The organism is Kitasatospora sp. NPDC001664 (assembly GCF_053596675.1).
Map to the genome: position 1 here is coordinate 1 of NZ_JBSFGS010000004.1, position 24829 is coordinate 24829.

Consider the following 24829-nt stretch of genomic DNA (forward strand, 5'->3'; position numbering starts at 1 on the left):
CCAACTGGAACAACTCCCACAGCTCGTCCGGCACCAGCCGCTCAACGATCAGCATGCCCGGAGTCTACTCAACCCACCCAAATGAGATGTCTTCTCAGGCGCACCTGTCGGTGCCGGATGAGACTGTGCGGGTACGTCGGGCCGTCGGGGCCCGGCGTCCGGTACGAGGGGGACGAACATGAAGCACGCGGGAACGGTCCTGGCGGCGGCACTCACGACGGTGGCGGCGGTCGCGGCGGTGGCCGTCCCGGCCGTGGCCGTGGCCTCGGCGGGCGACGGGGCCGGGCAGGCGCCGTCGGGGACGTACGAGCAGGGCACCCCGGGCACCGGCGAGATCCTGCCGTATCCGGGCGCGGAGGGGCTGATCTGGATCCCGGACTGGATCGGCGACGGGGGCGCCGTCACCGGCGGGGCGTACGCGGCGGGCCCGCCGGTGACCGTCACGGTCGGCTGCCGGGGCACCTCGGCCGGGAGCACGGTGGCGGTGACCTTCACGCCGTACTACGGCGATCTCACCCCGACCACCTTCACCGTGGACTGCCCGGTGGGCGGCACGGGCACCGGCTCCGCGCAGGTGACGGCCGAGCAGGGCCGGTCCTTCCACGTCGGGGTGGACGCCTCCGCGCCGGACGTGCACTGGGGTCTGACGGTCACTCAGCCGGACGCGTGAGCCGGCCGGACGCCTGAGCGGGTGGGGCGGGGCCGAGGCCCCGCCCCGGCTCAGCGCAGGTGCGAGGTGTCGTTCAGCAGGCGAAGCGAGGCGTTGCCGTCCGCGTAGTACTGGACGGCGCAGAGCGAGGCGGCCGAGAGCTCCATCCGGTAGAGCGCGTCCGGCGGGGCGCCCAGGGCCAGCCGGACCAGGGTCTTGATCGGGCTGACGTGGGAGACGACCAGGACGGTCTTGCCGGAGTAGCGGGCCAGGATCTTGTCCCGGGCCGTGCCCACCCGGTGGGTGAGGGTGGTGAAGCTCTCGGTGGAGCCGGTCGGCTTGGCCTTGGCGGAGCCGAGCCAGGCGGTCAGGTCGTCCGGGTACTGCTCCTGGGCCTCGGCGAAGGTGAGGCCCTCCCAGGCGCCGAAGTCCAGTTCGCGCAGGCCGTCCTCGATCCGCACGTCCAGCCCGAGCCGGGAGGCGACGGCCTCGGCGGTCTGCCGGGTGCGCAGCATCGGGGAGCTGACGACGGCCTGGACGGTGCCGCGCGCGGCCAGCGCCTCGGCGGCCCGCTCGGCCTGCCAGCGGCCCTTCTCGGAGAGCGCCGGGTCGCTGCCGCCGCTGCCGGAGAAGCGCTTCTCCGGGGTGAGCGGGGTCTCGCCGTGCCGGAGCAGGACGAAGGTGGTCGGCGTGCCGAGGTCGGCGGGGGCGGCCCAGCCGGCCCGGGGCGCGGCGGGCTCGGGCAGCGGCTCGTCCGCCGGGGCGGTGCCGGTGACCGGGGCGGCGGCGGACGGGCGGGCCTTGGGCTCCCACTGGCGGCCGGCCTTGCCCGCGTCCATCGCCTCGTTGGCCAGCCGGTCCGCGTCCTTGTTGCGCTCGCGCGGGATCCAGCTGTAGTTGACCTGGGCCCGGGGCAGCACGGTGGCGGCCTCGGCGGCCAGCGGCCGCATGTCGGGGTGCTTGATCTTCCAGCGGCCGGACATCTGCTCGACCACCAGCTTGGAGTCCATCCGGACGTCCACCCTGGCCTCCGGGTCGAGCTCGGCGGCGGCCCGCAGGCCGGCGATCAGGCCCTTGTACTCGGCCACGTTGTTGGTGGCGTGCCCGATGTACTCGGCGGCCTCGGCGATGATCTGGCCGGTGTCGCCGTCCCGGACCACCGCGCCGTACCCGGCGGGGCCCGGGTTGCCCCGGGAGCCGCCGTCCGCCTCGACGATGAACCTGCGCCCCGTCCCCGTCACCGGATCAGATGCCCGACTCGCTGGTGCGGACCAGGATCCGGCCGCAGTTCTCGCAGCGGACCACGGCGTCGGCGGCCTCGGCCTTGATGGCGTTCAGGTCGGCCGCGGCGAACTCGACCCGGCAGCCCTCGCAGCGGCGCTGGAACAGGCGGGCCGCACCGACGCCGCCCTGCTGCTCGCGCAGGCGGGTGTAGAGCTTGATCAGGTCGGCCGGGATGACCTGGGCGACGGCCTCGCGGTCCCGCTTGACCTTCTCGGCCTCGCCGTCGATCTCGGCGAAGGAGGCGTCCCGGCGGCCCTCGGCCTCGGTGAGCACCACGGTGGAGTGGTCCAGACGGGCCGTCAGCTCGGTGACCCGGGTCTGCGCCGAGTCGAGGCGCTCCATCACCTCGAGGACGACGTCCTCCAGGTCGGCCTGACGCTTCGCCAGCGACTCGTTCTCGTGCTGGAGGTTCTCCAGGTCGCGCGGGGAGCCGGTGCCGGAGTCCAGGCGCTGCTGGTTGCGGGCGGAGCGGGCGCGGACCTGCTCGACGTCCTGCTCGGCCTTGGTCTGCTCGCGCTCGGTGTCGCCGAGCTGGGCCTGGGCGGCGATCACCAGGTCCTTGAGGGCGGTGTGGTCGGCGGCGGCCCGGTCGATCTCGGCGTGCTCGGGCAGGCTGCGGCGGCGGTGGGCCAGCTGGTCGAGCTTGGAGTCGATGGCCTGGAGGTCGAGCAGGCGGATCTGGTCGGCGGGCGCGGCGTTCACTGCGGGGGCTCCTGTGGGTCTGTCAGCTGGCGGCCGTCGGTGCGGCCAAGGTCTTCGGTGCGGCGCCGGGTCCGGCGGGTGCCGTTACGGGGTCGGCGAGGTCAACGAGGTCGGCGGGTTCATCGGGGCGTGCGCGGTCCACGGGTCGGTGACCAGGTGCGAGACCTTGGTCTCCACGGTCCAGCCGCGGCCGGCCGCCGCCTCGGCGAGGCCGCGCTCGGCCAGCCGCAGCCAGGGCCACTCGGTGGCCCAGTGCGCGGCGTCCACCAGCGCGACCGGGGCGGCCTCGACCGCCTCGGAGGCGGGGTGGTGCCGCAGGTCGGCGGTGACGTAGGCGTCCACCCCGGCGGCCCGGACCTCGGCGAAGAAGCTGTCACCCGACCCGCCGCAGACCGCGACCCGGGTGATCACCCGGTCGCCGTCCCCGGCGACCCGGACCCCGGCGGCGGTGGCCGGCAGCCCGGCCGCCACCCGTGCGCCGAACTCGGTGAGGGTGAGCGGGGGCTCCAGCACGCCGATCCGTCCGGTGCCGCGGCGGCCCTTCGGATCGGTCGGGTCCGGGATCAGCGGGCCGAGCACCCGCAGGCCGACGGCCTCGGCGAGTGCGTCGGAGACGCCCGGGTCGGCGTGGTCGGCGTTGGTGTGCGCGACGTGCAGGGCGATCCCGGCGCGGATCAGCGAGTGCACCACCCGGCCCTTGAAGCCGGTGGCGGCGACGCTGGTGGTGCCGCGCAGATAGAGGGGATGGTGGGTGACCACCAGGTCCGCGCCCCACTCCGCGGCCTCGTCCACCACGGCCTGGACCGGGTCGACGGCGAACAGCACCCGGCGGACCTCGGCCTCCGGGTCCCCGCAGACCAGCCCGACGGCGTCCCAGGACTCCGCCCAGCTCGGCGGGTACAGCTCTTCGAGCGCGTTGATGACCTCGGACAGTTTCGGCACCTGTCGAGACTACCGTGCGCGGGCGCATCCCCCGGCCCGGGGACCGGCGGGCCCGGGTCCGCGCCGGGCCCGCCGGATGCGGACCGGTGTGCGTCAACCGGCGTGCGGGGGCAGTCGGTGGTGAACGAAGGGGTGCGCGACCCCCCGGTGGCGCGACACCGCTGCTCACACCGCCCCGGTCGCGCGTATTCGAAAACGATTCGGGATCACCCTTACGAGTGAAGTGACCCGGTCGGCGTTGAGTCCGCCCGTTTCCGAAAGTAACTTCTGTGGTGCGAACGGGAGTTACCCCGACCGGGGGGTCTTCGGGGCGCACCGCCGAATTCACGGCGGCGCGGCCGGGGGTGATTTCCGAGGCACCCGGAATTACCGGCCGTGGCGATCAGAAGGGGTGTGGAGCAGATGGGGGCGGGCACACCGCTGCGCACGGCCGGGGGGCCGGAGCCGATCGAGGGCGGGCCGGTGGCACTCGGCCCGCTGACGGACGTGGCGCGGTCGGCCTTGGCCGGCACCGGGGCCCGGGGAGGCGGCGGTGACTGGCAGTTCACCGTCGAGGGCCTCTGGTGCACGGCCCGGCCGGCCGCGTCCACCACCCCCGAGCAGGGGTGGAAGCTGCACGTCAGTGCCGCCACCCCGGCCGCCTCCGAGGTGCTCGCCGCAGTGGCGGCAGTGCTGGCCGGGGACCCGTGCACGTTCAAGTTCACCGCCGACGTGGAGAAGCTCCACCAGGTGAATTCGCGGAACAGTGAGCGGGGTTCCGCCGGGAAATTCCTGACGGTCTATCCGGAGGACGAGGAGCAGTTCCTGCGGCTGGCCGGGGAATTGCACCGCGCCACCGCCGGATTCCCCGGTCCCGGGATCCTCTCGGACCGGGCGTACGCCCCCGGCAGCCGCGTGCACTACCGCTACGGGGTCTTCGCCCGCCGGGCCGAGTTGGGCAACGACGGCGCCTACCGCTCGCTGCTGCACGGGCCGGACGGCGGCGTCACCGAGGACGTCCGCGGCCCGAGCTACCGATGTCCGCCGTGGGCGGTCGACCCCGTCGAGGGGAAGGGGTCGACCGTACCCGCCGGTGGGGCGAAGAAGGGCGGAGGCGTCCTGCTGGGCGGCAGGTACGCACTGACGGCCGCCGTCCGGCACGGCACCAAGGGCGGCATCTTCCTGGGCCGGGACGTCACCACCGGGGCCGAGGTGATCGTCAAGCAGGCCCGCGCCTTCATCGAGGTGGACCGGGCCGGCACCGATGCCAGGGCCGCGCTGCGGCACGAGGCCGCGGTGCTGGAGCGGCTGGCCGGTACGGGGCTGACGCCGCGTCCGCTGGAGCTGGTGGAGCAGGGGGACGCGCTCTACCTGGCCGAGGAGCGGATCGACGGTGTGCCACTGGGTGCCTGGGTGGCCGGGAGGCTGACGGACGACGGGGCGCCGGACGTGCCCTGGGCCGAGGCGCGCGGGGTCGCGCTCGGGCTGGTCGAGCTGGTCGGGCGGGTGCACCACGAGGGGTTGGTGCTGCGCGACCTCTCACCGGGGAACGTCCTGGTGCTGCCGGACGGCACGCTGCGCCTGGTCGACCTCGAACTCGCCGCCGAGGCGGGCGCGGTGGTCGGCACGGCCGGCACGCCCGGGTACCGCGCACCCGAGCACGGGCCCGCGCTGACCGAGGCCGTGGCCGCGTTCGCGGTGGACGCGTACGCCCTGGGCGGCCTGCTCTTCCTGCTCGCCACCGGGCACGACCCGCTGCTGCCGCCCGGCGAGGGCGGCCTGGACGCCTGGCTCGCGGCCGCCGCCGGAGCCGGGGTGACGGCCCGTCGGCTGGCACCCGCCGTGCTCGGCCTGCGCGCCGAGGACCCGGCGGAGCGCTGGCCGCTCGACCGGGTGACGCGCTCACTGGACGAGGAGGCAGCACCACCGCTCCCCCGCCCGGCGGCCCTCGCGCTCGACCGGCCCGTGGCCCACCCGCTCGACCGCGTGCTGGCCGACGGCCTGCGCCGGATCGTCGACACCGCCGAGCACGGCCGCCCGGACCGGCTCTGGGAGACCGTCCCCGGCGGCCAGTTGACCGACCCGTGCAACGTGCAGCACGGCGCCGCCGGGGTGCTCGCCCTGCTGGCCCGCGCCACCACCCCGGAGGGCGACCTGACGGCCGTCCGCCGGGCCGCCGACTGGATCGAACGCCGGGCGGCCGCCGAGCCCACCGTGCTGCCCGGCCTGCACTTCGGCCGCTCCGGCACCGCCTGGGCCCTGCTCGACGCGGCCGAGGCCCTGGGCGATCCCGCCCTGGGCGCCCGCGCCGCCGGGCTGGCCCGCCGGGTCCCGCTGAGCTGGCCCAACCCCGACGTCTGCCACGGCGCGGCCGGTGCCGGGATGCTCCAGCTCCGGCTGTACCGGGCGACCGGCGACACCGGCTTCCTGGACCGGGCCGCCGCCTGCGCCACCGGCCTGCTCGCGGCCGCCGCGCGCGAGCCGTACGGGACGGTCTGGCCGGTGCCCAAGACCTTCGACTCCAGCCTGGCCGGGATCGTCCACCTCGGCTACGCCCACGGCGTGGCCGGAGTCGGCGCCTTCCTGCTCGCCACGGCCGAGGCCACCGGTGACCGGGCCGCGCTGGCCGGGGCCACCGAGGCCTTCGAGACGCTGACCGTGACGGCCCGTCAGGGCGGGGACGGCTCGGTCTGGTGGCCGCAGAGCGCGGGCGACCCACCACACGTGAGGCTCGCCCACTGGTGCCACGGCTCCTCCGGGGTCGGCAGCTTCCTGGTCCGCTACTGGCGCACCACCGGGGACGAGACCGCGCGCCGGCTGGCCCTCGCCGCCGGGCAGGCGGTGCTGGACGCCCGCTGGCACAGCGGGACGAGCGCCTGCCACGGCCTGGCCGGGAACGGCGAGTACCTGCTCGACCTGGCCGACGCCACCGGCGAGGAGCGGTTCCGTACCGGCGCCGAGGAGTTGGCCGCGCTGATCGCCGCCCGCGCGGTGCGGCGCGAGGGCCTGCTCGTCCTGCCGGACGAGACCGGCCTCGGCTCGGCACCCGCCTACGGCACCGGCACCTCGGGGCCGCTCGCCTTCCTGCACCGCCTGCTGCACGGCGGCCCCCGCCTCTGGCTGGACCCGCTCGCGGACACCCCCGCCACCCTGACCGCCCGCACCTGACCCTCTGTCACCAACCGCCCCCGAAGGAGGTGAGCCCGGATGAACACCGCCACCCGCACCACCGCCCAGGCGCTGCGTCGCCTGAGCTTCACCTTCGCCCTCGACGGCTCGCACGCGGCCTGTCTGGCCGCCGGAGCCGACGGCGGCTGGTACACCGAGGGCTGGCGCCTGCCCGGCACCGGGCCGGCCGTGCCGACCGCGCTGCCGCTGCCCGGCGGCCGCTCGGAGAGCCTGCACTCGCAGCTGATCGCGCTGCCCGACGGCCGGGTGCTGGTCTGCCGCCACGACGCCGACCGGCACGCCCTGCTGCTGCTCACCCCCGGCCCGGCCGGACAGCCCGTCACCGAGACCGAGCTGGCCACCCTGCGCCGCCCCGGCCTGCGCCTGCTGCCGATGCCCGGCGGCACGGCCGACGGACGGCTCCCGGGAGCACCGGTCGCGGTGGCGCTCGGCACCGACACCCGGCCGGCCACCACGGTCTGGCTGGTCCCCGCCGACGGCACGCCGCCGATCGAGGTGGCCGAGCTGCCGGGGCTGCACGGCGGCGGCGTCTGGCTGGACCGCACCGGACGGCTGCTGGCGCTCGACCGGGTACAGGGCGGCCTGGTCCGCACCGTGGTGCTGGACCTCGAACTCGGCCAGGTCACCCCGCTGTTGGAGATCGGCGAGCGGAGCAACGACCGGCTGGCGCTGTACGACCCGGACACCCGCTTCGCCATGGTGCGCAGCGACGCCCCCGGCACCGACCGGCTCGGCTGGGGCGAGCTCGGCGGCCGGCAGCCGCTGCGCTTCCCGGAGAGCCTGCACCTGCCCGGACTGTTCCTGCGCCCGATCGCCCTGGACACCGAGGCCGGCCCGGACGGGCGGCGGGTGGTGCTCCAGATCGACCACGGCACCACCTCGGCGCTGACCCTCTGGCAGCCCGAGCTCAACCGCCTCACCCCGCTCCCCGTGCCGCCCGGCCGCCTCGGCGCCGTCGGCCACTGGTCGGCGGCGGGGCTGCGGATGCCGTACTCGGCCCCCGACCACCCGGCCGCGCTCACCACCATGGACGTGGACGCGCTGCTCGCCCTCGGGCGTCCCGGTGCCCCGGCCGCCGCCCCGCTCCCGCTGCGGCTCGCCCCGCTCGGCACCGAGCGCCCGGCCGCCACCCCCTGGCAGCACAACCACGGCTCCACGCCCGCCGGTTGGCGCCTCGACGGCTCCACCGGCCCGGGCGACGGCGGGCGCTGGCACCCGGCCCAGAGCCTCGAACTGGCCGGTCCCGCCGGCCCGGTGGAGGCCGTGGTCTACGGCGGCGACGCCTGGCTGAGCGCCCCGCACCTGGTGCTCGCCCTGCACGGCGGCCCGGCTGACGCCTGGCGGCTGGAGTTCGACCCGGCCCTGCAGCGGATGGCCGCCGAGGGCCTGGCCGTGCTCGCGCCCAACCAGCGCGGCTCCACCGGCTACGGCACCGAGCACGCGATGGCCATCCGCAGTGCCTGGGGCGGCCCCGACCTGGCCGACGTCCTGCACCTGCTGGACGGCATCGCCGGGCAGCGCGCCGCACTCGGCCTGGAGCCGCCCGCCCTCTTCGGGGTCAGCTACGGCGCCTTCCTGGCGCTGCTGGCCGCCGCCCACGCGCCGGACGGGCAGGTGGCCCGCTGCGCGGTGGTCGCCCCGTTCCTGTCCGGCGCCCGCCTGCTGGCCGAGGCCTCCGCCCCGGTCCGGGCACTCACCACCCGCCTCGGCGGTGGCGATCCGGTCGACGACCGGCTCGGCCCCCGGGACGTGCTCCAGCTGGCGCACCGCCTGACGGCACCGCTGCTGATCGTGCACGGCGACCGGGACGAGGTGGTGCCGGTCGGTCAGTCCCGCACCCTGCGGCACGAGTTGCTGCGGATCGGACGGACCGAGGGGGCCGACTTCCGCTACGTGGAGGCGGCGGGGGCCGGGCACGAGGTGCTGGTGGAGGAGGGCGCGGCCGTGCTGCACGAACTGCTGGCCGGCTTCCTGCGCACCGGCCGGCCCACCTAGGACTTCCCGGGCCCGACGGGTCCGGGGGAGCGTCGTCCGCACGGTGCGGACGGCGATCGTGACAAGGGGAGGAACCCATCATGGAGAACTTCGAGACCGACCTGGCCGCCCTGCAGGAGCTGCCGGAGACCGAGGCCGTCGAGCTCGGCGGGCACGGCGGCGGCTGCCAGTTCACCTGTCTGATCCTGACCTGCCTGATCTTCACCGTCAGCTAGTAGGTCACCGACCGGGGCCGTGCCGCACCCACCCGGGGGGAGCGGCACGGCCCCGATGCATTGGTTACACCGGGGGCGCGGGGAACTGCGCGAATCGGAAGGCGGACCAGCGCTGGATCGGGGCATGCGAGCCAGTTGCAGCACGTGCCGTTCCCCCTGCGCGCAGTTCCTCGCGCCCCCGGAGGCATCACCACATTCGTAGGAGGTTGTTCCGTGCGTGGTTGGGCCGTAGCCCTGGTGGTGGCGGTGCCGGTGGAGGCTGCGGCCGTGCTGGCGCTGCCCGGGGTGGTGGGGCGGGCGATCGACGGGGGGCCGGCCTGGGTGCCCGGGGTGGTGCTGGGGGTCGGAGCGGTGGCCGGGGTGGTGGCGACGGCGGCCGGGCCGGCGGTGGCCGCCGGGGCCACGGTGGAGCTGCGCAAGCGGCTGCTGCACCGCGTCCTGGCCAGGGGCCCCGTCCCCGACGGCCACCCCGCCGGTGACCTGACGGCCCGTCTGGTCGGCGCCGCCGCCGATGCGGGCGGCGCCCTGCCGTCCCGCGTCACGGCCGTCACGGCCCTGCTCACCTCCCTCGGCGCGATCCTCGGTCTCGGCCTGCTCTCGCCCTGGCTCGCGGCGGCGTTCTTCGCCGGCGTCGTCCCCGGCGTCGTGGTGATCCGCCTGTTCCTGCGCGATGCCACCGAGGCGTTCACCCGCTACCAGCAGGTGCAGTCCGAGCTGGCCGCCCGGATGACGGGCGCCCTCGCCGGGCTGCGCTCGATCCACGCCGCCGGAGCCCGCCGCACCGAGACCGAACGCGTCCTCGGGCCGCTCCCCCGTCTCGCCGACGCCGGCCACGCGCTCTGGGAGGCACAGCGCCGGACGGTCTGGCAGGCCACCCTGCTGGTCGCCCTGGTGGAGCTCTCGGTGCTCGGCGCGGCCGGTCTGCTGCTCTCCCGCGGCGGCCTCGCCCCGGGCGATCTGGCCGCGGCGGCCGGCTGGGCGGCCCTCGGCCTCGGCCTGTTCGAGCAGGTGGAGGCACTGGCCGGGATCGCCCACGCCAAGTCCGGCCGGGACCGGCTCTCGGAGCTCCTCGACCTGCCCGCCCCACCCTCCGGCACCCGTGAACTCCCGCCCGGCCCCGGCGAGTTGACCTTGATCGGCGTCACCGTCAACGACGCCGACGGCTTTCCCCTGCTCGGACCGCTCGACCTCACCGTGCCGGGCGGCCGGACGGTGGCGCTGGTCGGCCGCTCCGGCTCCGGCAAGACGCTGCTGGCCGCCCTGGCCGGCGGGCTGCGCTCCCCGGACTCCGGACTGGTACTGGTGGACGGCGTGCCGCTGGCCGAGCTCACCACCGAGCAGCGCCGCCTCGCCGTCGGCTACGCCTTCGAGCGCCCCGTCCTGGTCGGCGCCACCGTCGGCGAGGCCCTGGAGGGCGCGGGGGCCCGGGAGACCGGAGCGGCCCGGGCGGACGGCTTCCTCGCCCGCCTCCCGCAGGGCGCCGCCACCCCGCTCGCCGAACTCCGGCTCTCCGGCGGAGAGTTGCAGCGCCTGGGGCTGGCCCGACTGCTCGCCCAGCGGCCCCGGGCGGTGATCCTGGACGACGCCACCTCCAGCCTGGACCTGGCCACCGAGCACCAGGTGACCACCGCCCTGGCCGAGGCCACCCGCGGCCACACCCGGCTGGTGGTGGCCCACCGCCCGCAGGCCGCCGCCCGGGCCGACCTGGTCGCCTGGCTGGACAACGGCCGGCTGCGCGCCCTGGCCCCGCACAGCACCCTGATCACCGACCCCGACTACCGCTCCACCCTGGCCGGCTCCTCCACCACGGCCACCCCCGCCACCACCCCTGCCACCACCCCCGCCCCCGCCCCGATACCGGGAGATCCCCGATGACCCCGCGCCCCGGCGTCGCCCTGCTCCGGGCCCACCTGGCCACCTGCCGCCCCGCCCTGGTCCGGGTGCTGGCCTGGTCGGCCGGCGAGGCACTGCCCGCGCTGCTCTCCGGGCTGCTGCTGGCCGCCGCCCTCGACCGGGGCTTCCTCGCCGGACGGCCCGGGGTGGGCTGCGCCTGGCTGGCCGGCTTCGGCGCGGCCGTCGCCGTCCGGGCGTACGCGGCCCGGGCAGCGCTGCCGTACGTGGCCGCCGTGGTGGAGCCGCTGCGGGACGTGCTGGTGCGCCGGGTGGTGGGCGGCGCCCTGAGCCGCACCGAGCCCTCCGGGGGCGGGCCCGCCGAGGTGGCCCGGCTGACCGAACAGGTGGAGTCCGCACGGCAGTTGACCGCCACCCTGCTGCGCACCCTGCGGGGGGTCGGGATCACCGTGCCGGCCGCGCTGGTCGGCCTGGCGGTGCTGGCCCCGGCCACGCTGCCGCTGGTGCTGCCGCCGCTGCTGGTCGGCGGACTGCTCTTCACCCGGCTGCTGGGGCCGCTGGTGGCCCGTCAGCGGGCGGTGGTACTGGCCGACGAGCGGGTGGCGGCCGAGGCCGGTGCGGCGTTCGCCGCCGTGCGGGACATCACCGCGAGCGGGGCCCGGCCCCGGGTGGAGCGTTCGGTCGGCGAGGCGGTGGACGCCCAGGGCGCGGCGGTCCGCGCGCTCGGCCGGGCGGCCGCGCTGCGCACGCTGAGCGTGGCGCTGGCCGGGCGGGCCCCCGTCCTGCTGGTGGTGCTGGCCGCCCCCTGGCTGCTGCGCAGTGGACATCTGACGCTCGGTCAGCTCATCGGCGCGGCCGCCTACCTGCTCCAGCAGTTGGAGCCGGCGGTGCGCAGCCTGGCCGGGATGGTGGGCAGTTGGCTGCTCGAACTCGCCGTCGTCCTCGACCGCCTGGCCGGCCTGCCCGCCGCCCTGCCCGCCGCCCTCCCCGCCGCACCGCCCGCCGCTCCCGGCCGGTCCGCCGGCGCCGCGCACGCCGACCCCGGCCCCGTCCCGCTGGCCGTCCGCTCCCTCCACCACACCCAGGGAGCCGCCGCCGAGCCCCTGTTCACCGCCCTGGACCTGGACCTCGGCCCGGAGGAGCACCTGGCGGTGGTCGGCCCCAGCGGCGCGGGCAAGTCCACCCTGGCCGCCCTGCTCGCCGGACTGCTTCCGCCGCAGCACGGCACCGTCACCCTCGGCCCCGTCACCGCCCCGCACGCCCTCCCCGGCCCCGAACGGGCCCGCCTGGTGGCCCTGTTGCCCCAGGAGGCCTACCTCTTCACCGGGACCGTCGGGGAGAACCTGCGCTGGCTGCGCCCGGACGCCACCGATGAGCAGCTCACCCGCGCCGCGGCCGAGGTGGGCGCCGCCGAGCTGCTGCACCGGCTCGGCGGGCCGACCGCGGCGCTGCCCGATCCGGCCGCGCTGTCCGCCGGAGAGCGCCAACTGCTGGCCCTGGTAAGGACGTACCTCTCCCCGGCACCCCTGGTGGTGCTGGACGAGGCGACCTGTCACCTGGACGCGACGGCCGAGGCGGTGGCCGAGGCGGCCTTCGTCCGGCGGCCGGGCGCCCTGGTGGTGATCGCGCACCGGATCGGGTCCGCGCTGCGGGCCGACCGGGTGCTCCTGCTGGACTCCGGGCGGGCCCTGACGGCCCGCCACGGTGACCTGCAGGTGTTGTCCCCGCTCTACCGGGAGTTGGTCGGGCACTGGCTCGGGTCCACCGCGGAGCCCTCCCTGAGTGGGGCAATCGTGCCCGGCCCGTGATCGTCCCGGCGGGTCCCCGTCGGATCCGCTGGATAGGGTGGCCCTCGTAGTCCGGCTCGGGCAGAGCCGGGACCCTCGCACGGAAGAACGAACGCATGTCCGAGAACCGCACCGACACCAGCGACCACGAGAGCACCGGGCCCGGCGCCGACAAGGCCCCGGCCGAGGCCGCGCACGGCCGTCACCGGGGCGGCACCGCCGCCGACGACCACGCCGACGCCAGCCCGCACGGCCGCCACCGCCGCTGACCTGCGGTCAGGCCCGCACCACCGGACGGCCCGTCCTCCGCACCCCGGAGGGCGGGCCGTCCGCGTGCTCACTGCAGCGGCGCGCCGCCGGTCTTGACCTTGGTGCAGCCGGTCTCGTCCGCCTGATGGACCTTCACCTCGGTGGGCACCGCCGTCGGCACCGGTGCGGCGGACGGCGCGGCCCCGCCCGCCCGGAAGTCGGCCCCGAGCAGGACCACCACCCCGCTGCCGGTGCCGCCCGCCGCCACCGCCGACTCGGGCAGGCCGAGTGCCGCCGCCACCGCCCGGGCCGCGTCCCGCTGGTCGGCGCGCGCGTACGTGACGCTGCTGGTGGCCACGTTCTTCGGCGCTCCGGTGCCGGGCACCGCCTTGTACTTGAGCTTGGCCAGGGTCTCGGCCGTGGCGGTGGCGAGGCCGGCCGCCCCGGTGCCGTTGAGCACGGTGACGTTGACGGTCGCCGGGTTCACCGAAGGCGCGGGCGGCGCGGTGCTCGCGGCCGCCGCTGGCGAGGCCGCGGCGGAGGCCTGCGGGGAGGCCCCGTGGTCCTCGCCGCCGCTGAGCGGCTTGTCGGCCCGGATCAGCGCGAAGAGCTGGTTGGAACCGGGCTGGTCCAGCCGGTTCTTCGACCGGAAGTCCGGGTTGGGGTGGTCCCGGGTGAAGGAGGTCGGGGGCTGGACGAAGTCCACCTCGGCGGGCTTGACCTCCTTGAGCTCGGTGGCGAGCGCGACCAGCTTGGTGGTGCCCGCGATGTTGTCCGAGACGGTCAGTGCCTTGGTCGCGGCCTCGACCACCCCGAAGGCGGTGGCGGGGTTGAGCAGGGTGCCCTTGTCGGTGAGCTTGCGCAGCAGCGAGGAGAGGTAGGCGCGCTGCATCGAGAACCGGCCGATCGCGGTGCCGTCCCCGACGGCGTAGCGGGTGCGGACGAACTGCAGGCCCTGCTCGCCGGAGAGCTTGTAGGGCCCGGCCGGAATGTTCAGGTGCGATTCCTCGTCCTTCACCGGACTGCACAGGTTGACCTCGACGCCGTCCACCGCGTCGGTGAGGTCCTTGACGCCCTGGAAGTTGACGATCAGCCAGGAGTCCACCCGCAGACCGGTGATCGCCTCGACGGTGTCCTTCACGCACCCCGGCCCACCCCGGCCCATCGCGGCGTTGAGCGGCCAACCGGTCTTCGCCGAGGCCACCTTCCCGTCCTTGCCGGTGCACGCGGGCTGGTCGACCAGCGAGTCCCGGGGCAGGTCCAGCGCGACGGCCGCCTTCCGGTCCGGGTAGACGTGCAGCAGGATGTTGACGTCGTTGTTGCCCAGGCCGGTGTTCTCCCGGTCACCGTAGGCACCGCCCAGGCCCTTGCGGCTGTCGGTGCCGATCACCAGGACGTTCATCGCCACCCGGCCCTGCGCGTCGGCCTGGCCGGCCGGCGGCGGGGCGTTGCCCGCGCCGAGCCGGTCGGACTGGATGTTGGAGTCCAGGTGCCGCAGGTAGAGGAAGGCTCCTCCGCCCGCGGCCACCACCAGCGCACCGGTGGTGACCAGCACGGGCACCAGGACCCGGCGGCGGCCCTTCTTCTTCCTGCGGCGCCCGCTGCTCGCGGCCGCCCGTCGTGCGGCGGCCCGGCCCTCCGGCTTCGGCTCGGCAATGGTCATGGGAACAGACACGCACCGGCGGCCGGATCGGTAACGCCACTGGCCGAAAAAACTTGCCGGAGTGACGAAGGCCACGTGCGGACGCCGCCGGTGCGGGCGGCTCCGCCGGTGCGGGCGGGGTGGGTTCAGTCGAGGGTGATGACCGTCCGCAGGGCCTCGCCGCTGCGCATCTGGCGGATCGCCTCGTTCACCCCGTCCAGGCCGACCCGGTGGGTGATCATCCCGGCCAGGTCCAGGCGGCCGGCCCGCCAGAGGTCGACGGCTCGGGCGGCGGTGCGCCGCACGTCGCCGCCGCCGTACATCGAGGGGAGCAGACGCTTCTCGTTGAAGAACAGTTCACCCATGCTGAACTGCACCAGGTCGTCCCGGGCCCCCGCCCCGATCACCACGACCGCGCCGCCCCGCCGGGTGGCGTCGTACGCCGCCCGCACCGTGGCCCCGCGGCCGACCGCCTCGAAGACGTAGTCGAAACCGCCCGCCTCCTGCCCCTTGGCCGCCGCCTTCAGCCCCTCGGGGGCGATCGCCTCGGTGGCGCCGAAGGCGAGCGCCCGCTCGCGCCGGGACTCCACCGGGTCGACCACGGTGATCCGGGCCGCTCCGCAGATCCGGGCGCCCTGGACGGCGGCCACGCCGACCCCGCCCGCACCGATCACCGCGACCGAACTGCCGGGCTCCACCCGGGCGGTGTTCACCGCCGCGCCGAGGCCGGTGGTCACCCCGCAGCCGATCAGCGCGGCCTGCTCGTACGGCATGTCGGCGGGCACCGGGATCACCGAGTCGGCGGTGACCACCAGCTCCTGGGCGAAGGTGCCGGTGCCGTAGAAGCCGGAGACCTCGGTGCCGTCGGCCAGCGCGAAACCGGGGGTGCCGAGCCGCCGCAGGCTGGTGACGCACAGGTGGCCCTGGCCCCGACGGCAGTGCGGGCAGCTGCCGCAGGGCGGCATCCAGCAGAGCACCACCCGGTCGCCGACCGCGACGCCCGTCACGCCCTCCCCGACCTCGACCACGTCGCCCGCACCCTCGTGCCCGGGCACGAACGGGGCCGGCTGCGGCAGCACGCCGCTCATCGCGGAGAGGTCCGAGTGGCACAGGCTGGTGGCCCGCAGCCGGACCCGGACCTTGCCGGGGCCGAAGCCGACCACCTCGACGTCCTCGCGGACCTCCAGCTTGTCCTGGCCGGTCTCGTGCAGGATCGCTGCGCGCATGGGGCTCGCTCCCGGGGTCGCCTGTGGGTGATGGACAGCAGCGTACGACTGCCGTGATCTAGAACAAGTTCCAGAAATCGGCTCCCAGATATACCCCATCCCCCGGCACCCCGGTAGCCCCCGACTACCGTCGAGTAGGGTTCGCACCGGCAGACCCGCACCGCACCACAGGGAGCAGCACCATGACGGACCTCCGCCCGGCCCCCGAGGTGCTCGCCTCCTTCGAGGCCGCGACCGGTTTCATGCCGGTGGACGAGGGCCTCGCGCTGTACGCCGCCGCCGTCGGGGCGGCCCGGGCCACCGGGCGGCCGGTGCTGGAGATCGGCACCTACTGCGGCCGCTCCGCGATCCTGCTGGCCGACGCCGCCCGGGCCACCGGCACGGTCGCGCTCACCGTGGACCACCACCGGGGCTCGGAGGAGCAGCAGCCCGGTTGGGAGTACCACGACACCTCGCTGGTCGACCCCGAGGTCGGCCGGATGGACACCCTGCCGAACTTCCGCCGCACCCTCTTCCACGCGGGCCTGGAGGAGCACGTGGTCGCCCTGGTCGGCCGCTCGCCGCAGATCGCCGCGCTCTGGTCCACCCCGCTGGCCCTGGTCTTCATCGACGGCGGCCACACCGACGAGCACGCGACCGCCGACTACCTGGGCTGGGCCCCGCACCTGGCCGACGGCGGCCTGCTCGCCGTCCACGACGTCTTCCCGGACCCCGCGGACGGCGGACAGGCCCCCTACCGGGTCTATCTGCGCGCCTTGGAGGACGGTTTCGAGGAGCTCTCCGTCACCGGCTCGCTCCGCATCCTCCGCCGCCGCACCGCCTGACGGACCGTCGGTCTCGCCGGCTGACGGACCGTCGGCCGGCCCGCCGTCAGGCCGCGGTTCCGGCGGCGGCCGCCCGCAGCACCTCCGCCGCCCCGCCGACCAGTGGGTCGCCGTGGCCGAACAGCACGGCCTCGCTCCCCAGTGCGGCCAGCCGGTGGAAGGACTCCACCGCGCGGGCCCGGTCGGTGTTGAAGACCCCCAGCATGGTGAGCCCGTTGACGTTGGCCACCGCGTCCCCGGTGAACAGCACCTTGGGCTCCGGCAGCCAGAGCGCCAACGAACCGTCGGTGTGCCCGGGCGCGGCCACCACCACGGCACCGCCCGCGAAGTCGAGCGCGTCCCCGTCCGCCACCTCGCGGTCCACCCGGCAGGGCGGGGCCGGCGGCAGCTTCGGCAGCGACTCCCAGATCGGCACCTCGAACTCCTCCAGCACCGGCGGCGGCCCCGGCACCTCGCCCCGGATCACGGGCGCCTCCAGCCGGTGCGCCACCACCTCCGCCCCGTGCCGCGCGGCCAGCTCGGCGGCCGAACCGCTGTGGTCCTCGTGGAAGTGCGTCAGCACGATCCTGCGCAGCCGCCCCCCGTCCAGCGCCTCCTCTATCTCCCCGGCCCGGTCCGCCGACCCGGTGTCCACCAGCGTCAACTCCCCACCGTCGTCCCACAGATACGCGGCCCCGACCTCGAACCTCAGCATCCGCAGCCGCGGCACCACCTCGATGATCTCCATGCCAGGCCCGACGCCCGGCCGCCGCACCGCGTTCCCGCGTTCGCCCTGGGCTCAGCGCGCGTGCACTCCCCCGTGCGTCCTCGTGGGCCAGTCGGGGACGGTCGCACGGGTGAACGAGCCCCGAAGATCGTTGTCATCCTGCGGGCACGATCGGCGATGCTCTAACGTCATCCCGAATGCCGGGTGGACCGGGTGCCCGCGTTGGTGCGCCCGAGAACTGCCGGTACCGTGTCGCCGAACGAACGGACGATGCGAACCCAGGACGCACCACTTCCACAGCGGGGGCGAGGCCAGGAATGACCGAGCAGGACAGCACCGCGCCGGCGGTCTGGGACCCGACCGCCCGGAACGGCGCCGGCGGGTGGATCCGTCCCTCGCCCGCCCAGGCTGCCCCACCGGCCGCACAGCCCCCGCAGGCGCAGCAGCCCGCACCCCCGCAGGTGCCCTTCGGCAAGCCCGGCGCTCCCGCCTCCCCGCTCCCGCCCGGGCAGCAGCCGCTGGACGACGGGCCCAGCACGGCGATCTTCCAGCTGGCCGCCCCGGCCCCGGCACCGCCGGGCGGTCAGCCCGGACCGGGGCAGCAGCCGCTGACACCTCCTCAGCCGGGCCACCCCCAGCCGCCCGCCGCGCCGGGCAGCTACGGCTACCCGGCGCAGACCCCGCCCGGCGCGGTCGGCGACCAGGGCCCCCCGATCGGCGGCCGCCCCTACCTCCCGCAGTCCGGGGCGGTGCCCGGCGCACCCGGCGGCTACGGCTTCCCGCAGGCCGCGGCCCAGCCGCAGCCCGGCGCCGTCCCTCCGGCCGCCCAGCCCCAGCAGCCCGGTTTCCCGCAGGCCGCACAGCAACCCCAACCCGCACCCACCGCACCGCAGTTCGGCCCCCCGCAACCCCCGGCCCAGTCGCAGCCCGGCGGCTACGGCTTCCCGCAGGCCGCAGCCCCCGGCGCCTTCCCCCCGGCCGCCCAGCCCCACCCGCAGCAGGCGCACGCCCAGCAGCAGCCCGGCGCCTTCCCCGGCCCGGCCCCGGCCGGAGGTTTCCCGGCCGCCGCCGGTGCCGCCCAGGGCGCCGCCCCGGGCCAGTTCCCGGCGTTCCCCCAGCAGCCGCACCAGCAGCCGCAGTTCCCGCCCCGCTACCCGGAGTACGACTACGAGGACCTCCCCGAGGAGAGCCCGCGCCGCCGCGTGCCGCTGCTCGCGGCGATCGGCGTGGTGCTGGTCGTCGTGATCGGCGTCGGCGTGGCCTGGGCGGTCCGCAACTCCGGCGACGAGGGCGGCGGCACCGCCAAGTCCCCCTCGAAGAGCGCCACCGCGCCGCAGCCCGCCCCGGCGCAGAGCGCGGACGGCTCCGCGGCGAGCCCGACCGCCCCCGCCGCCACCGACCCGGGCCCCTCTCCGAGCCCCTCGGCCGGCGGCGGCCCGCAGGCCGCCGCCCAGGCCAAGGCGCTGAACGACCTGCTGGGCCGGGGCGAGGGGGCCAAGGCGCCGATCGGCAACGCGGTGGCCAAGGTCAACAGCTGCCCGGGCAAGCCGGAGATCGACGCGGCGGTGCAGGTCTTCGAGACCGGCGCCGCCCAGCGCGACCAGTTGGTGGCCGATCTGGCCAAGCTCCAGTTCACCGACCTGCCCGGTGGGCCCGAGGCGGCCGCGCAGCTGAAGACCGCCTGGCAGACCTCCGGCGACATCGACCGGGCCTACGCGGCCTGGGCCAAGACCGTCGGCGCCCAGGGCTGCGTCAACAACGCCGCTCCCAACACCGCCGACCGCAAGCGGGCCAACGAGCTCAATCCTCAGGCGACCCAGGCGAAGAAGGACTTCGTGGCGAAGTGGAACGGCTTCGCCAACACCTTCGGCCTGACGCCGCGCACCTGGGACAGGATCTGAACCACCCGTGACCCGCACCACCATCCCCCACGCCTCCCCCACCACCGGCCGGGGCCGGGCCGCCGCGCTGGCCGTCCTCGCCTGCGCCACCGCCCTCGCCCTGACCGCCTGTCAGGGCGCCGAGGCGGAGAGCTCCCGGAAGGCCGCCCAGGCCGCCCCGCCCGTCTCGGACCCGGAGGCGCCGATGCCGAGCAGCTGGCCGACCGAGCTCCCGCCCTCCGCGACCCCGGCCCCCGGCACCGGCACGCCCACCCCGGCCCCGCCCGCCGGGGCGGCCGGGATCCCCACCGGCGCGGGCGTCCTGACGGGCCGTACGGTGCTGCTGGACGCCGGACACAACCCCGGCAACGTCAAGCACACCTCCCAGATCAACCGCCAGGTGGACATCGGCAACGCCCGCAAGGAGTGCGACACCACCGGCACCAGCACCGACGCCGGCTACTCCGAGGCCGCGTACAGCCTGGACGTCTCGCGCCGGGCCCGGGAGATCCTCACCGCCCGGGGCGCCAAGGTGGTCTTCACCCAGGACGACGACCGCGACTGGGGCCCGTGCATCGACGAGCGCGCCCGGATCGGCAACGAGGCCAAGGCGGACGCAGCGGTCTCGGTGCACGGCGACGGGGCCCAGGCCTCCCGCAGCGGCTTCCACGTGATCATGCCCGCCAAGGTGAAGGCCGGAAAGGCCGACACCTCCGCGATCGTCGAATCCTCCCGCCGCCTCGGCACCCTGCTGCGCGACCGGTTCAAGGCCGCCACCGACGAGCCCTACGCCGACTACATCGGCGAGCAGGGCCTGGACACCCGCAACGACCTCGGCGGGCTCAACCTCTCCAAGGTCCCCAAGGTCTTCATCGAGTGCGGCAACATGCGCAACGAGGGCGACGCCCGGCGGATGACGGACCCCCAGTGGCGCCAGCGCGCCGCCCAGGGCATCGCCGACGCGGTCACCGCCTTCCTCACCACGCCCGCCTCCGCCGCTACCAAGAGCTGACCCGGCAGGCAGGCGTCTTGGGCGTTTTGCCACGACACCGGCCGTTTTCCGGCACCCGCCGTGCAGCGCGGAACGGCTTGGCCCTAGGCTTTTGCACCGTCCAGAACCACACAGCCGTCCACGACACACACCGACGAGGGGAACGTTAGTGAATCTGCGCGCTCTCACCAGGGGAGACGCCGCCGTCGCAGGTGCGGCCGTCCTGCTCTTCATCTCCTCCTTCCTGCCCTACGTGACCGTCGAGTACTGCCTCGGCAACAGGGCCTGCAGCTCCTCCTCCCAGAGCGCCTGGTCGACCGCGCTCTTCCCGGTGCTGCCCTCGGTCTTCCTGCTCGGCCTCATCGGCGCGGCCCTGATCCTGGTGCAGCGCTTCCAGGGCGAGGCCGCCAACGGCCGCCAGATCCTCGGCCTGCGCCTGGACCAGTGGGGCACCGCGCTCTCCTTCGCCGCCCTCTGGTCCGGCCTGTGGGCCCTGGCCGGCGGCGGCGACAGCAGCGCGGTCGGCCACGGCTTCGGCGCCTGGCTCAGCGTGCTCGCCCTGCTGGTGCTCGCCGGGGCCGCCGCGGCCGCCCCGCTGGTGCCCGCCCTCCAGGCCCCGCTGCTGACGGACAAGCCGGCCACCCCCGCCACCCCCGGATCCCCGTTCGCCCCCGGCGGTGCCTTCCAGCCGGGCCAGCCCGGTCAGGTCGGCCAGCCCGCTCCGGGCGCCCCCTTCGGCTACGACCAGGCCCAGGGCCAGGGGGGCCAGCCGGTCCCGGGCGGTGGCCTCCCCGGCTACACCGCCCAGCCGCAGCCCGGCGGTTACGGCTACCCGACCCCGAGCGGCGCCGGCACCACCGCCCCGCTGCCCAACCCGGCCTCCCACCAGGAGCCGACCCAGGTCCAGCCCGCCGTCCCGGCCGCCGCGACCGCCCCGCTGCCGAACCCGGCCGCCCCGGTCGCCGACTTCGCGCCGTTCTGGTTCGCCGTCCCGGCCCCCCGCCAGCTCTCGCCCAAGGAGAACCCCGCCGGCCCGCCGGTCGGCGAGCTCCTCCCGGGCACCTGGTACCTGGCCGTCGAACAGCGCGGAACCGCCCTGGTCGCCCAGCTCCAGGACGGCTCACACGGCCTCCTGAACGACGTCACCGGCATCCAGCGCGGCTGACCTCCGCAGGGGTCCCCTCGCACGCGGCGCCCGGAAGGGCAGCGGCCAGGGGCGCGAGGAACTGCGCGAAGGGGAACGGCAGCACCTGCAACTGACTGATGGTGGCTCAGTTGCACGTGCTGCCGTTCCCCTTCGCGCCCCGCGGCGGAGCCGCAGATCAGCAGAGCCTCGCGCCCCTGCGGGGCGCAACCGTCCTCGCCCCGGGTGATCAGCCCCCGCCTCAGCAGCAGTCCTCGACGACCAGCCCCGCGGGGAGCTGGTCCCCGCCGAAGACGGCGACCGTCGCGTGGTCCCCGCCCAGCGCCGCCACCGCGAGCAGCAGTGCGCCCGCCGTCCAGGTGGTCCGCTCCTCGGGCCAGATCGCGTCGTCCTCGAAGACGTACCCGGTCCAGTAGGACCCGTCCTCGTGCCGCAGGTGCTGGATCCACCGCAGGATCTCCACCGCGCGGTCGGACTCGCCCACCGCCCAGAGCGCGAGCGCCAGTTCGGCGCTCTCGCCGCCCGTCACCCAGGGCCGGTCGCTGACGCACCGCACCCCCAGCCCGGGCACCACGAACTTCTCCCAGTCCTTCTCGATCCTGGCCACCGCCTCGGCACCGCGCAGCGCGGTCCCGAGCACCGGGTAGTACCAGTCCATCGAGTAGCGGTCCTTGTCGAGGAACCGCTCCGGGTGGTGGGCGACGGCGTGCCGCAGCCGCCCCGCCGCCAACTCCCAGTCCGGCTGCGGCTCCTCGAGGTAGTCCGCGATGGCGAGCCCGCACCGCAGCGCGTGCAGGATGCTGGAGGACCCGGTCAGCAGCGCCTCCTCCGGCGCGGTGCCGTCCTCGTCCTGCCGCCAGGCGATCGGCCCGCCGGGCAGCCGCAGCCCGACCGTGAAGTCCAGCGCCCGCCGGACGACCGGCCAGATCCACTCCAGGAAACCGTCGTCTCCCGTCGAGAGGTGGTGGTGCCAGACCCCGACCGCCACGTAGGCGCAGAAGTTGGTCTCCTTCGCCCGGCTGGTCACCTCGCCGTCCACGTAGGCGGCGTACCAGGAGCCGTCCGGGTTCTGACGCCCCGCCAGCCAGCGGTACGCGGCCTCGGCGGCGGCGTGCTCGCCGGCCGTGTCGAGGGCCATCGCGGCCTCGGTGTGGTCCCAGGGGTCCAGGTGCCCGCCGCCGAACCACGGGATGGCGCCGTCGGGCAGCTGGTCGGCCAGGATGGAGCGGACGGTGTCGGCGGCCTGCCGGGCGTCCAGCACCCCGTCGAGCAGCAGCGCCTCGGGGATCGCGGCCGTCATGCGCCGGCCTTCCGCGGCTTGCTCGCGTACACCACGAAGCTCTTGCCGATCACCGGGTTGAGCGCCTTCTCGGCGGCCTTGGTGATCTTCGAGATCACCGGCGTCCCGACGATGTCCCAGACCAGCAGCTGGTGGTAGGCCTTGACCGGCAGGGCCTTGTCGTTGTTGACGCCGACCGCGCACTTGATCCACCAGTACGGCGAGTGCAGCGCGTGTGCGTGGTGCTGGCCGTACGGCTCCAGGCCGGCCTCCCGCACCCGCTCCACCAGCTCGTCGCCCTTGTAGATCCGGATGTGCCCGCCCTCGACCTCGTGGTACTCGTCGGAGAGCGCCCAGCAGATCTTCTCGGGCAGGTAGCGCGGCACGGTGACGGCCAGCAGGCCGCCGGGCTTGAGCACCCGGACCATCTCGGCGAGCACGCCCTTGTCGTCCGGGATGTGCTCCATCACCTCGGAGATGATGATCTTGTCGAAGGTGTCGTCGTCGAACGGCAGGTTGAGCGCGTCGCCCTCCATGGCCACCGCCGAGGCGCCGGCCGGCGCCTCGCCGGCCTGCTCCATGGCGGCGAACCACTTGCGCACCTCGGCGATCTCCTCGGCGTTCTGGTCCAGGGCGACCACGTTCGCGCCGCGCCGGTAACACTCGAAGGCGTGCCGGCCCCCACCACAGCCCAGGTCGAGCACCCGGTCGCCGGGGGCGAGCGGGAAGCGGGAGAAATCGACGGTCAGCACTGCGGGGCTCCCATTCGTTGGTGCGGTGGTACGACGAGAAAGTGATCGGCCGTCAGCTCACGGCCGCGCCGGGGCTGCTCAGGCGACGTAGCGCCACCCGGCGCCGGCCCGGGCCCGCTGCCCGACCCCGGTGGCGATCGCCGCGCGGTACTGCTCGGCGGTGAGCTCGGCGGCCCGCTGCCAGGTGAAACGGGCCAGCACCCGCTCCCGCCCGGCCGCGCCGAGGCGGGCCCGCAGCGCGGGGTCGTCCAGCAGGCGCCCCAGCGCGGCGGCCAGCGCCCCCGCGTCGCCGGGCGGCACCGCGAGGCAGGTCTCGCCGTCCGGCCCGGCCACCTCGGGGATGGCACCGCCGGTGGTGGCGACCAGCGGGGTGCCGGTGGCCATCGCCTCGGCGGCGGGCAGCGAGAAGCCCTCGTACAGGGACGGCACGCAGGCCACCTCGGCCGAGCGGTAGAGGTCGACCAGCTCACGGTCCGTCAGCCCGGTGCGGAACTCGACGTGCGCCTCCAGGCCGAAGCGGCGGACGGCCTCGGTGACCGGCCCCTCGCCCTTCTGCGGCTTGCCGACCACCACCAGGTGCGCCGGGCGCTCGGTCCGCACCTTGGCCAGGGCCTCCACCAGGTGGACCAGGCCCTTCAACGGGACGTCCGCACTGGAGGTGGTGACGATCCGTCCGGGCACCACGGCGACCTCCTCGGAGGGCGACCAGAGCCGGGTGTCGGCGCCGATCGGCACCACCGCGATCCGGCCGGGCGGGGTGCCCAGGTGCTCGGCGATCTCGGTCTTGGAGCTGCCGGAGACGGTGATCACGTGGTCCAGCCGGGCGGCCACCCGGCGCTGCATCCGGACGAAGCCGTACCAGCGGCGCTTGCCGAGCCGCTCCAGCCGGGTGGCGGCCGCGTCGATCTCCAGCTGCCGGTCCACGGTGATCGGGTGGTGCACGGTGGTGACCAGCGGGAAGCCGTGCCGGGCCAGGCCGAGCAGGCCGTAGCCGAGGGTCTGGTTGTCGTGCACCACGTCGTAGCGGCCCTTGTGGGCGGCCAGGTACTGCCGGGCCCGGAGCGAGAAGGTGAGCGGCTCGGGGAAGCCGCCGGTGCGCATGCCGGCCACCTCCAGCACGTCCACCAGGCTCCGGTACTCGCGCAGCGCGGGGGTGCGGAAGGGGTCGTCGGCCCGGTACAGGTCCAGACTGGGCAGCTCCACGAGCCGCACGCTGCCCGGGCCCTCGACCTCGTCCAGCACGGGGTAGGGCTGGGCGCCGATCACGTCCACGTGGTGGCCGAGGCGGGCCAGCTCGCGGGAGAGGTGGCGCACGTACACGCCCTGGCCGCCGCAGTACGGGTCGCCCCGGTAGGAGAGCAGGGCGATGCGCAGCGGTCGCGGCGGCAGCGCGGTCATCCGGGGCTCCTGTCCCCTACTCTCCGTCCGCGCGGGCGGCGGGAAGTAGATCACGTTTCATGCTTGTTCGGGCCTCGAAGATACCCGGCCCCGGACCCGGGAGCGGCCGGGCGGCCCCCGCCCGGGGAGACGCCGGCTACTGACG

20 protein-coding genes are annotated in these 24829 nt (G+C 75.6%); 11 read left to right on the forward strand and 9 right to left on the reverse strand.

What is annotated here, in order from left to right; genetic code table 11:
• Positions 1–178 precede the first annotated feature (178 nt).
• Entirely contained in the window at positions 179–670 is a 492-nt protein-coding gene (locus ACWCYY_RS07035; RefSeq protein WP_449795372.1) for a hypothetical protein, read from the forward strand.
• A 50-nt stretch (positions 671–720) separates the two neighbouring features.
• Here the strand turns inward: ACWCYY_RS07035 and ACWCYY_RS07040 are convergent, their stop codons facing one another.
• The 3 genes from ACWCYY_RS07040 to ACWCYY_RS07050 form a co-directional block, all read right to left on the reverse strand.
• Positions 721–1890, reverse strand: a complete 1170-nt coding sequence (locus ACWCYY_RS07040; protein ID WP_449795373.1) for a bifunctional RNase H/acid phosphatase — start codon at positions 1888–1890, stop codon at positions 721–723.
• A 4-nt stretch (positions 1891–1894) separates the two neighbouring features.
• Positions 1895–2635 carry a zinc ribbon domain-containing protein gene (locus ACWCYY_RS07045; protein WP_449795374.1) on the reverse strand — a complete coding sequence of 247 codons (741 nt, stop codon included), beginning with the start codon at positions 2633–2635 and terminating at the stop codon, positions 1895–1897.
• A gap of 84 nt (positions 2636–2719) precedes the next feature.
• Positions 2720–3577: a Nif3-like dinuclear metal center hexameric protein gene (locus tag ACWCYY_RS07050; protein ID WP_380150161.1), complete on the reverse strand. Its 858-nt coding sequence runs from the start codon at positions 3575–3577 to the stop codon at positions 2720–2722.
• 375 nt (positions 3578–3952) lie between these two features.
• Between ACWCYY_RS07050 and lanL the strand changes: the two genes are divergently transcribed.
• The 6 genes from lanL to ACWCYY_RS07080 all read left to right on the forward strand — a co-directional run bounded on the left by lanL (position 3953) and on the right by ACWCYY_RS07080 (position 12862).
• The gene (gene lanL, locus ACWCYY_RS07055; protein ID WP_449795375.1) at positions 3953–6724 is read left to right on the forward strand and encodes a class IV lanthionine synthetase LanL; all 2772 of its coding nucleotides are present in this window, start codon (positions 3953–3955) and stop codon (positions 6722–6724) included.
• A 39-nt stretch (positions 6725–6763) separates the two neighbouring features.
• Positions 6764–8740, forward strand: a complete 1977-nt coding sequence (locus tag ACWCYY_RS07060) for an alpha/beta hydrolase family protein (protein WP_449795376.1) — start codon at positions 6764–6766, stop codon at positions 8738–8740.
• A gap of 80 nt (positions 8741–8820) precedes the next feature.
• Positions 8821–8955: a VenA family class IV lanthipeptide gene (locus ACWCYY_RS07065; protein ID WP_345289080.1), complete on the forward strand. Its 135-nt coding sequence runs from the start codon at positions 8821–8823 to the stop codon at positions 8953–8955.
• Positions 8956–9168: 213 nt separating this feature from the next.
• Entirely contained in the window at positions 9169–10830 is a 1662-nt protein-coding gene (locus tag ACWCYY_RS07070; RefSeq protein ID WP_449795377.1) for an ATP-binding cassette domain-containing protein, read from the forward strand.
• Positions 10827–12614 carry an ATP-binding cassette domain-containing protein gene (locus ACWCYY_RS07075; protein ID WP_449795378.1) on the forward strand — a complete coding sequence of 596 codons (1788 nt, stop codon included), beginning with the start codon at positions 10827–10829 and terminating at the stop codon, positions 12612–12614. Before ACWCYY_RS07070 ends, ACWCYY_RS07075 begins: the two co-directional genes overlap by 4 nt.
• Positions 12615–12709: 95 nt before the next feature.
• The gene (locus ACWCYY_RS07080) at positions 12710–12862 is read left to right on the forward strand and encodes a hypothetical protein (RefSeq protein WP_449795379.1); all 153 of its coding nucleotides are present in this window, start codon (positions 12710–12712) and stop codon (positions 12860–12862) included.
• Between the two features lie 68 nt (positions 12863–12930).
• On the opposite strand, the gene ACWCYY_RS07085 is transcribed toward ACWCYY_RS07080, so the two are convergent.
• Positions 12931–14505, reverse strand: coding sequence for an LCP family protein (locus ACWCYY_RS07085; protein ID WP_449795380.1), 1575 nt, complete (start codon positions 14503–14505; stop codon positions 12931–12933).
• A gap of 125 nt (positions 14506–14630) precedes the next feature.
• Positions 14631–15710, reverse strand: a complete 1080-nt coding sequence (locus ACWCYY_RS07090) for an alcohol dehydrogenase catalytic domain-containing protein (protein ID WP_449795381.1) — start codon at positions 15708–15710, stop codon at positions 14631–14633.
• Positions 15711–15892: 182 nt separating this feature from the next.
• On the opposite strand from ACWCYY_RS07090, the gene ACWCYY_RS07095 reads away from it, so the two are divergent.
• On the forward strand, positions 15893–16534 hold the full coding sequence (locus tag ACWCYY_RS07095; protein WP_449795382.1) for a class I SAM-dependent methyltransferase: 642 nt from the start codon (positions 15893–15895) through the stop codon (positions 16532–16534).
• 46 nt (positions 16535–16580) lie between these two features.
• On the opposite strand, the gene ACWCYY_RS07100 is transcribed toward ACWCYY_RS07095, so the two are convergent.
• A complete protein-coding gene (locus ACWCYY_RS07100) occupies positions 16581–17261 on the reverse strand; it encodes an MBL fold metallo-hydrolase (RefSeq protein ID WP_449795383.1) in 681 nt (226 codons plus the stop codon).
• 296 nt (positions 17262–17557) lie between these two features.
• Between ACWCYY_RS07100 and ACWCYY_RS07105 the strand changes: the two genes are divergently transcribed.
• The 3 genes from ACWCYY_RS07105 to ACWCYY_RS07115 all read left to right on the forward strand — a co-directional run bounded on the left by ACWCYY_RS07105 (position 17558) and on the right by ACWCYY_RS07115 (position 21276).
• A complete protein-coding gene (locus ACWCYY_RS07105) occupies positions 17558–19141 on the forward strand; it encodes a hypothetical protein (RefSeq protein WP_449795384.1) in 1584 nt (527 codons plus the stop codon).
• A 7-nt stretch (positions 19142–19148) separates the two neighbouring features.
• Positions 19149–20132: an N-acetylmuramoyl-L-alanine amidase gene (locus ACWCYY_RS07110; RefSeq protein ID WP_380150157.1), complete on the forward strand. Its 984-nt coding sequence runs from the start codon at positions 19149–19151 to the stop codon at positions 20130–20132.
• Between the two features lie 148 nt (positions 20133–20280).
• Entirely contained in the window at positions 20281–21276 is a 996-nt protein-coding gene (locus tag ACWCYY_RS07115) for a hypothetical protein (RefSeq protein ID WP_449795385.1), read from the forward strand.
• Between the two features lie 220 nt (positions 21277–21496).
• Here the strand turns inward: ACWCYY_RS07115 and ACWCYY_RS07120 are convergent, their stop codons facing one another.
• The 3 genes from ACWCYY_RS07120 to ACWCYY_RS07130 all read right to left on the reverse strand — a co-directional run bounded on the left by ACWCYY_RS07120 (position 21497) and on the right by ACWCYY_RS07130 (position 24684).
• Positions 21497–22555, reverse strand: coding sequence for a prenyltransferase/squalene oxidase repeat-containing protein (locus tag ACWCYY_RS07120; protein ID WP_380150155.1), 1059 nt, complete (start codon positions 22553–22555; stop codon positions 21497–21499).
• A complete protein-coding gene (locus ACWCYY_RS07125) occupies positions 22552–23286 on the reverse strand; it encodes a class I SAM-dependent methyltransferase (protein ID WP_345285022.1) in 735 nt (244 codons plus the stop codon). The genes ACWCYY_RS07120 and ACWCYY_RS07125 overlap by 4 nt, the downstream gene beginning before the upstream one ends.
• Positions 23287–23364: 78 nt before the next feature.
• A complete protein-coding gene (locus tag ACWCYY_RS07130; protein ID WP_380150154.1) occupies positions 23365–24684 on the reverse strand; it encodes a glycosyltransferase family 4 protein in 1320 nt (439 codons plus the stop codon).
• Between the last annotated feature and the right edge of the window lie 145 nt (positions 24685–24829).

Coding starts and splice junctions, on each gene's coding strand:
- ACWCYY_RS07065 (WP_345289080.1), top strand. CDS start 8,821: ATGGAGAACTTCGAGACCGACCTGGCCGCCCTGCAGGAGCTGCCGGAG.
- ACWCYY_RS07095 (WP_449795382.1), top strand. CDS start 15,893: ATGACGGACCTCCGCCCGGCCCCCGAGGTGCTCGCCTCCTTCGAGGCC.
- ACWCYY_RS07105 (WP_449795384.1), top strand. CDS start 17,558: ATGACCGAGCAGGACAGCACCGCGCCGGCGGTCTGGGACCCGACCGCC.
- ACWCYY_RS07075 (WP_449795378.1), top strand. CDS start 10,827: ATGACCCCGCGCCCCGGCGTCGCCCTGCTCCGGGCCCACCTGGCCACC.
- ACWCYY_RS07035 (WP_449795372.1), top strand. CDS start 179: ATGAAGCACGCGGGAACGGTCCTGGCGGCGGCACTCACGACGGTGGCG.
- ACWCYY_RS07090 (WP_449795381.1), bottom strand. CDS start 15,710: ATGCGCGCAGCGATCCTGCACGAGACCGGCCAGGACAAGCTGGAGGTC.
- ACWCYY_RS07120 (WP_380150155.1), bottom strand. CDS start 22,555: ATGACGGCCGCGATCCCCGAGGCGCTGCTGCTCGACGGGGTGCTGGAC.
- ACWCYY_RS07080 (WP_449795379.1), top strand. CDS start 12,710: ATGTCCGAGAACCGCACCGACACCAGCGACCACGAGAGCACCGGGCCC.
- ACWCYY_RS07085 (WP_449795380.1), bottom strand. CDS start 14,505: ATGACCATTGCCGAGCCGAAGCCGGAGGGCCGGGCCGCCGCACGACGG.
- ACWCYY_RS07060 (WP_449795376.1), top strand. CDS start 6,764: ATGAACACCGCCACCCGCACCACCGCCCAGGCGCTGCGTCGCCTGAGC.
- ACWCYY_RS07130 (WP_380150154.1), bottom strand. CDS start 24,684: ATGACCGCGCTGCCGCCGCGACCGCTGCGCATCGCCCTGCTCTCCTAC.
- ACWCYY_RS07100 (WP_449795383.1), bottom strand. CDS start 17,261: ATGGAGATCATCGAGGTGGTGCCGCGGCTGCGGATGCTGAGGTTCGAG.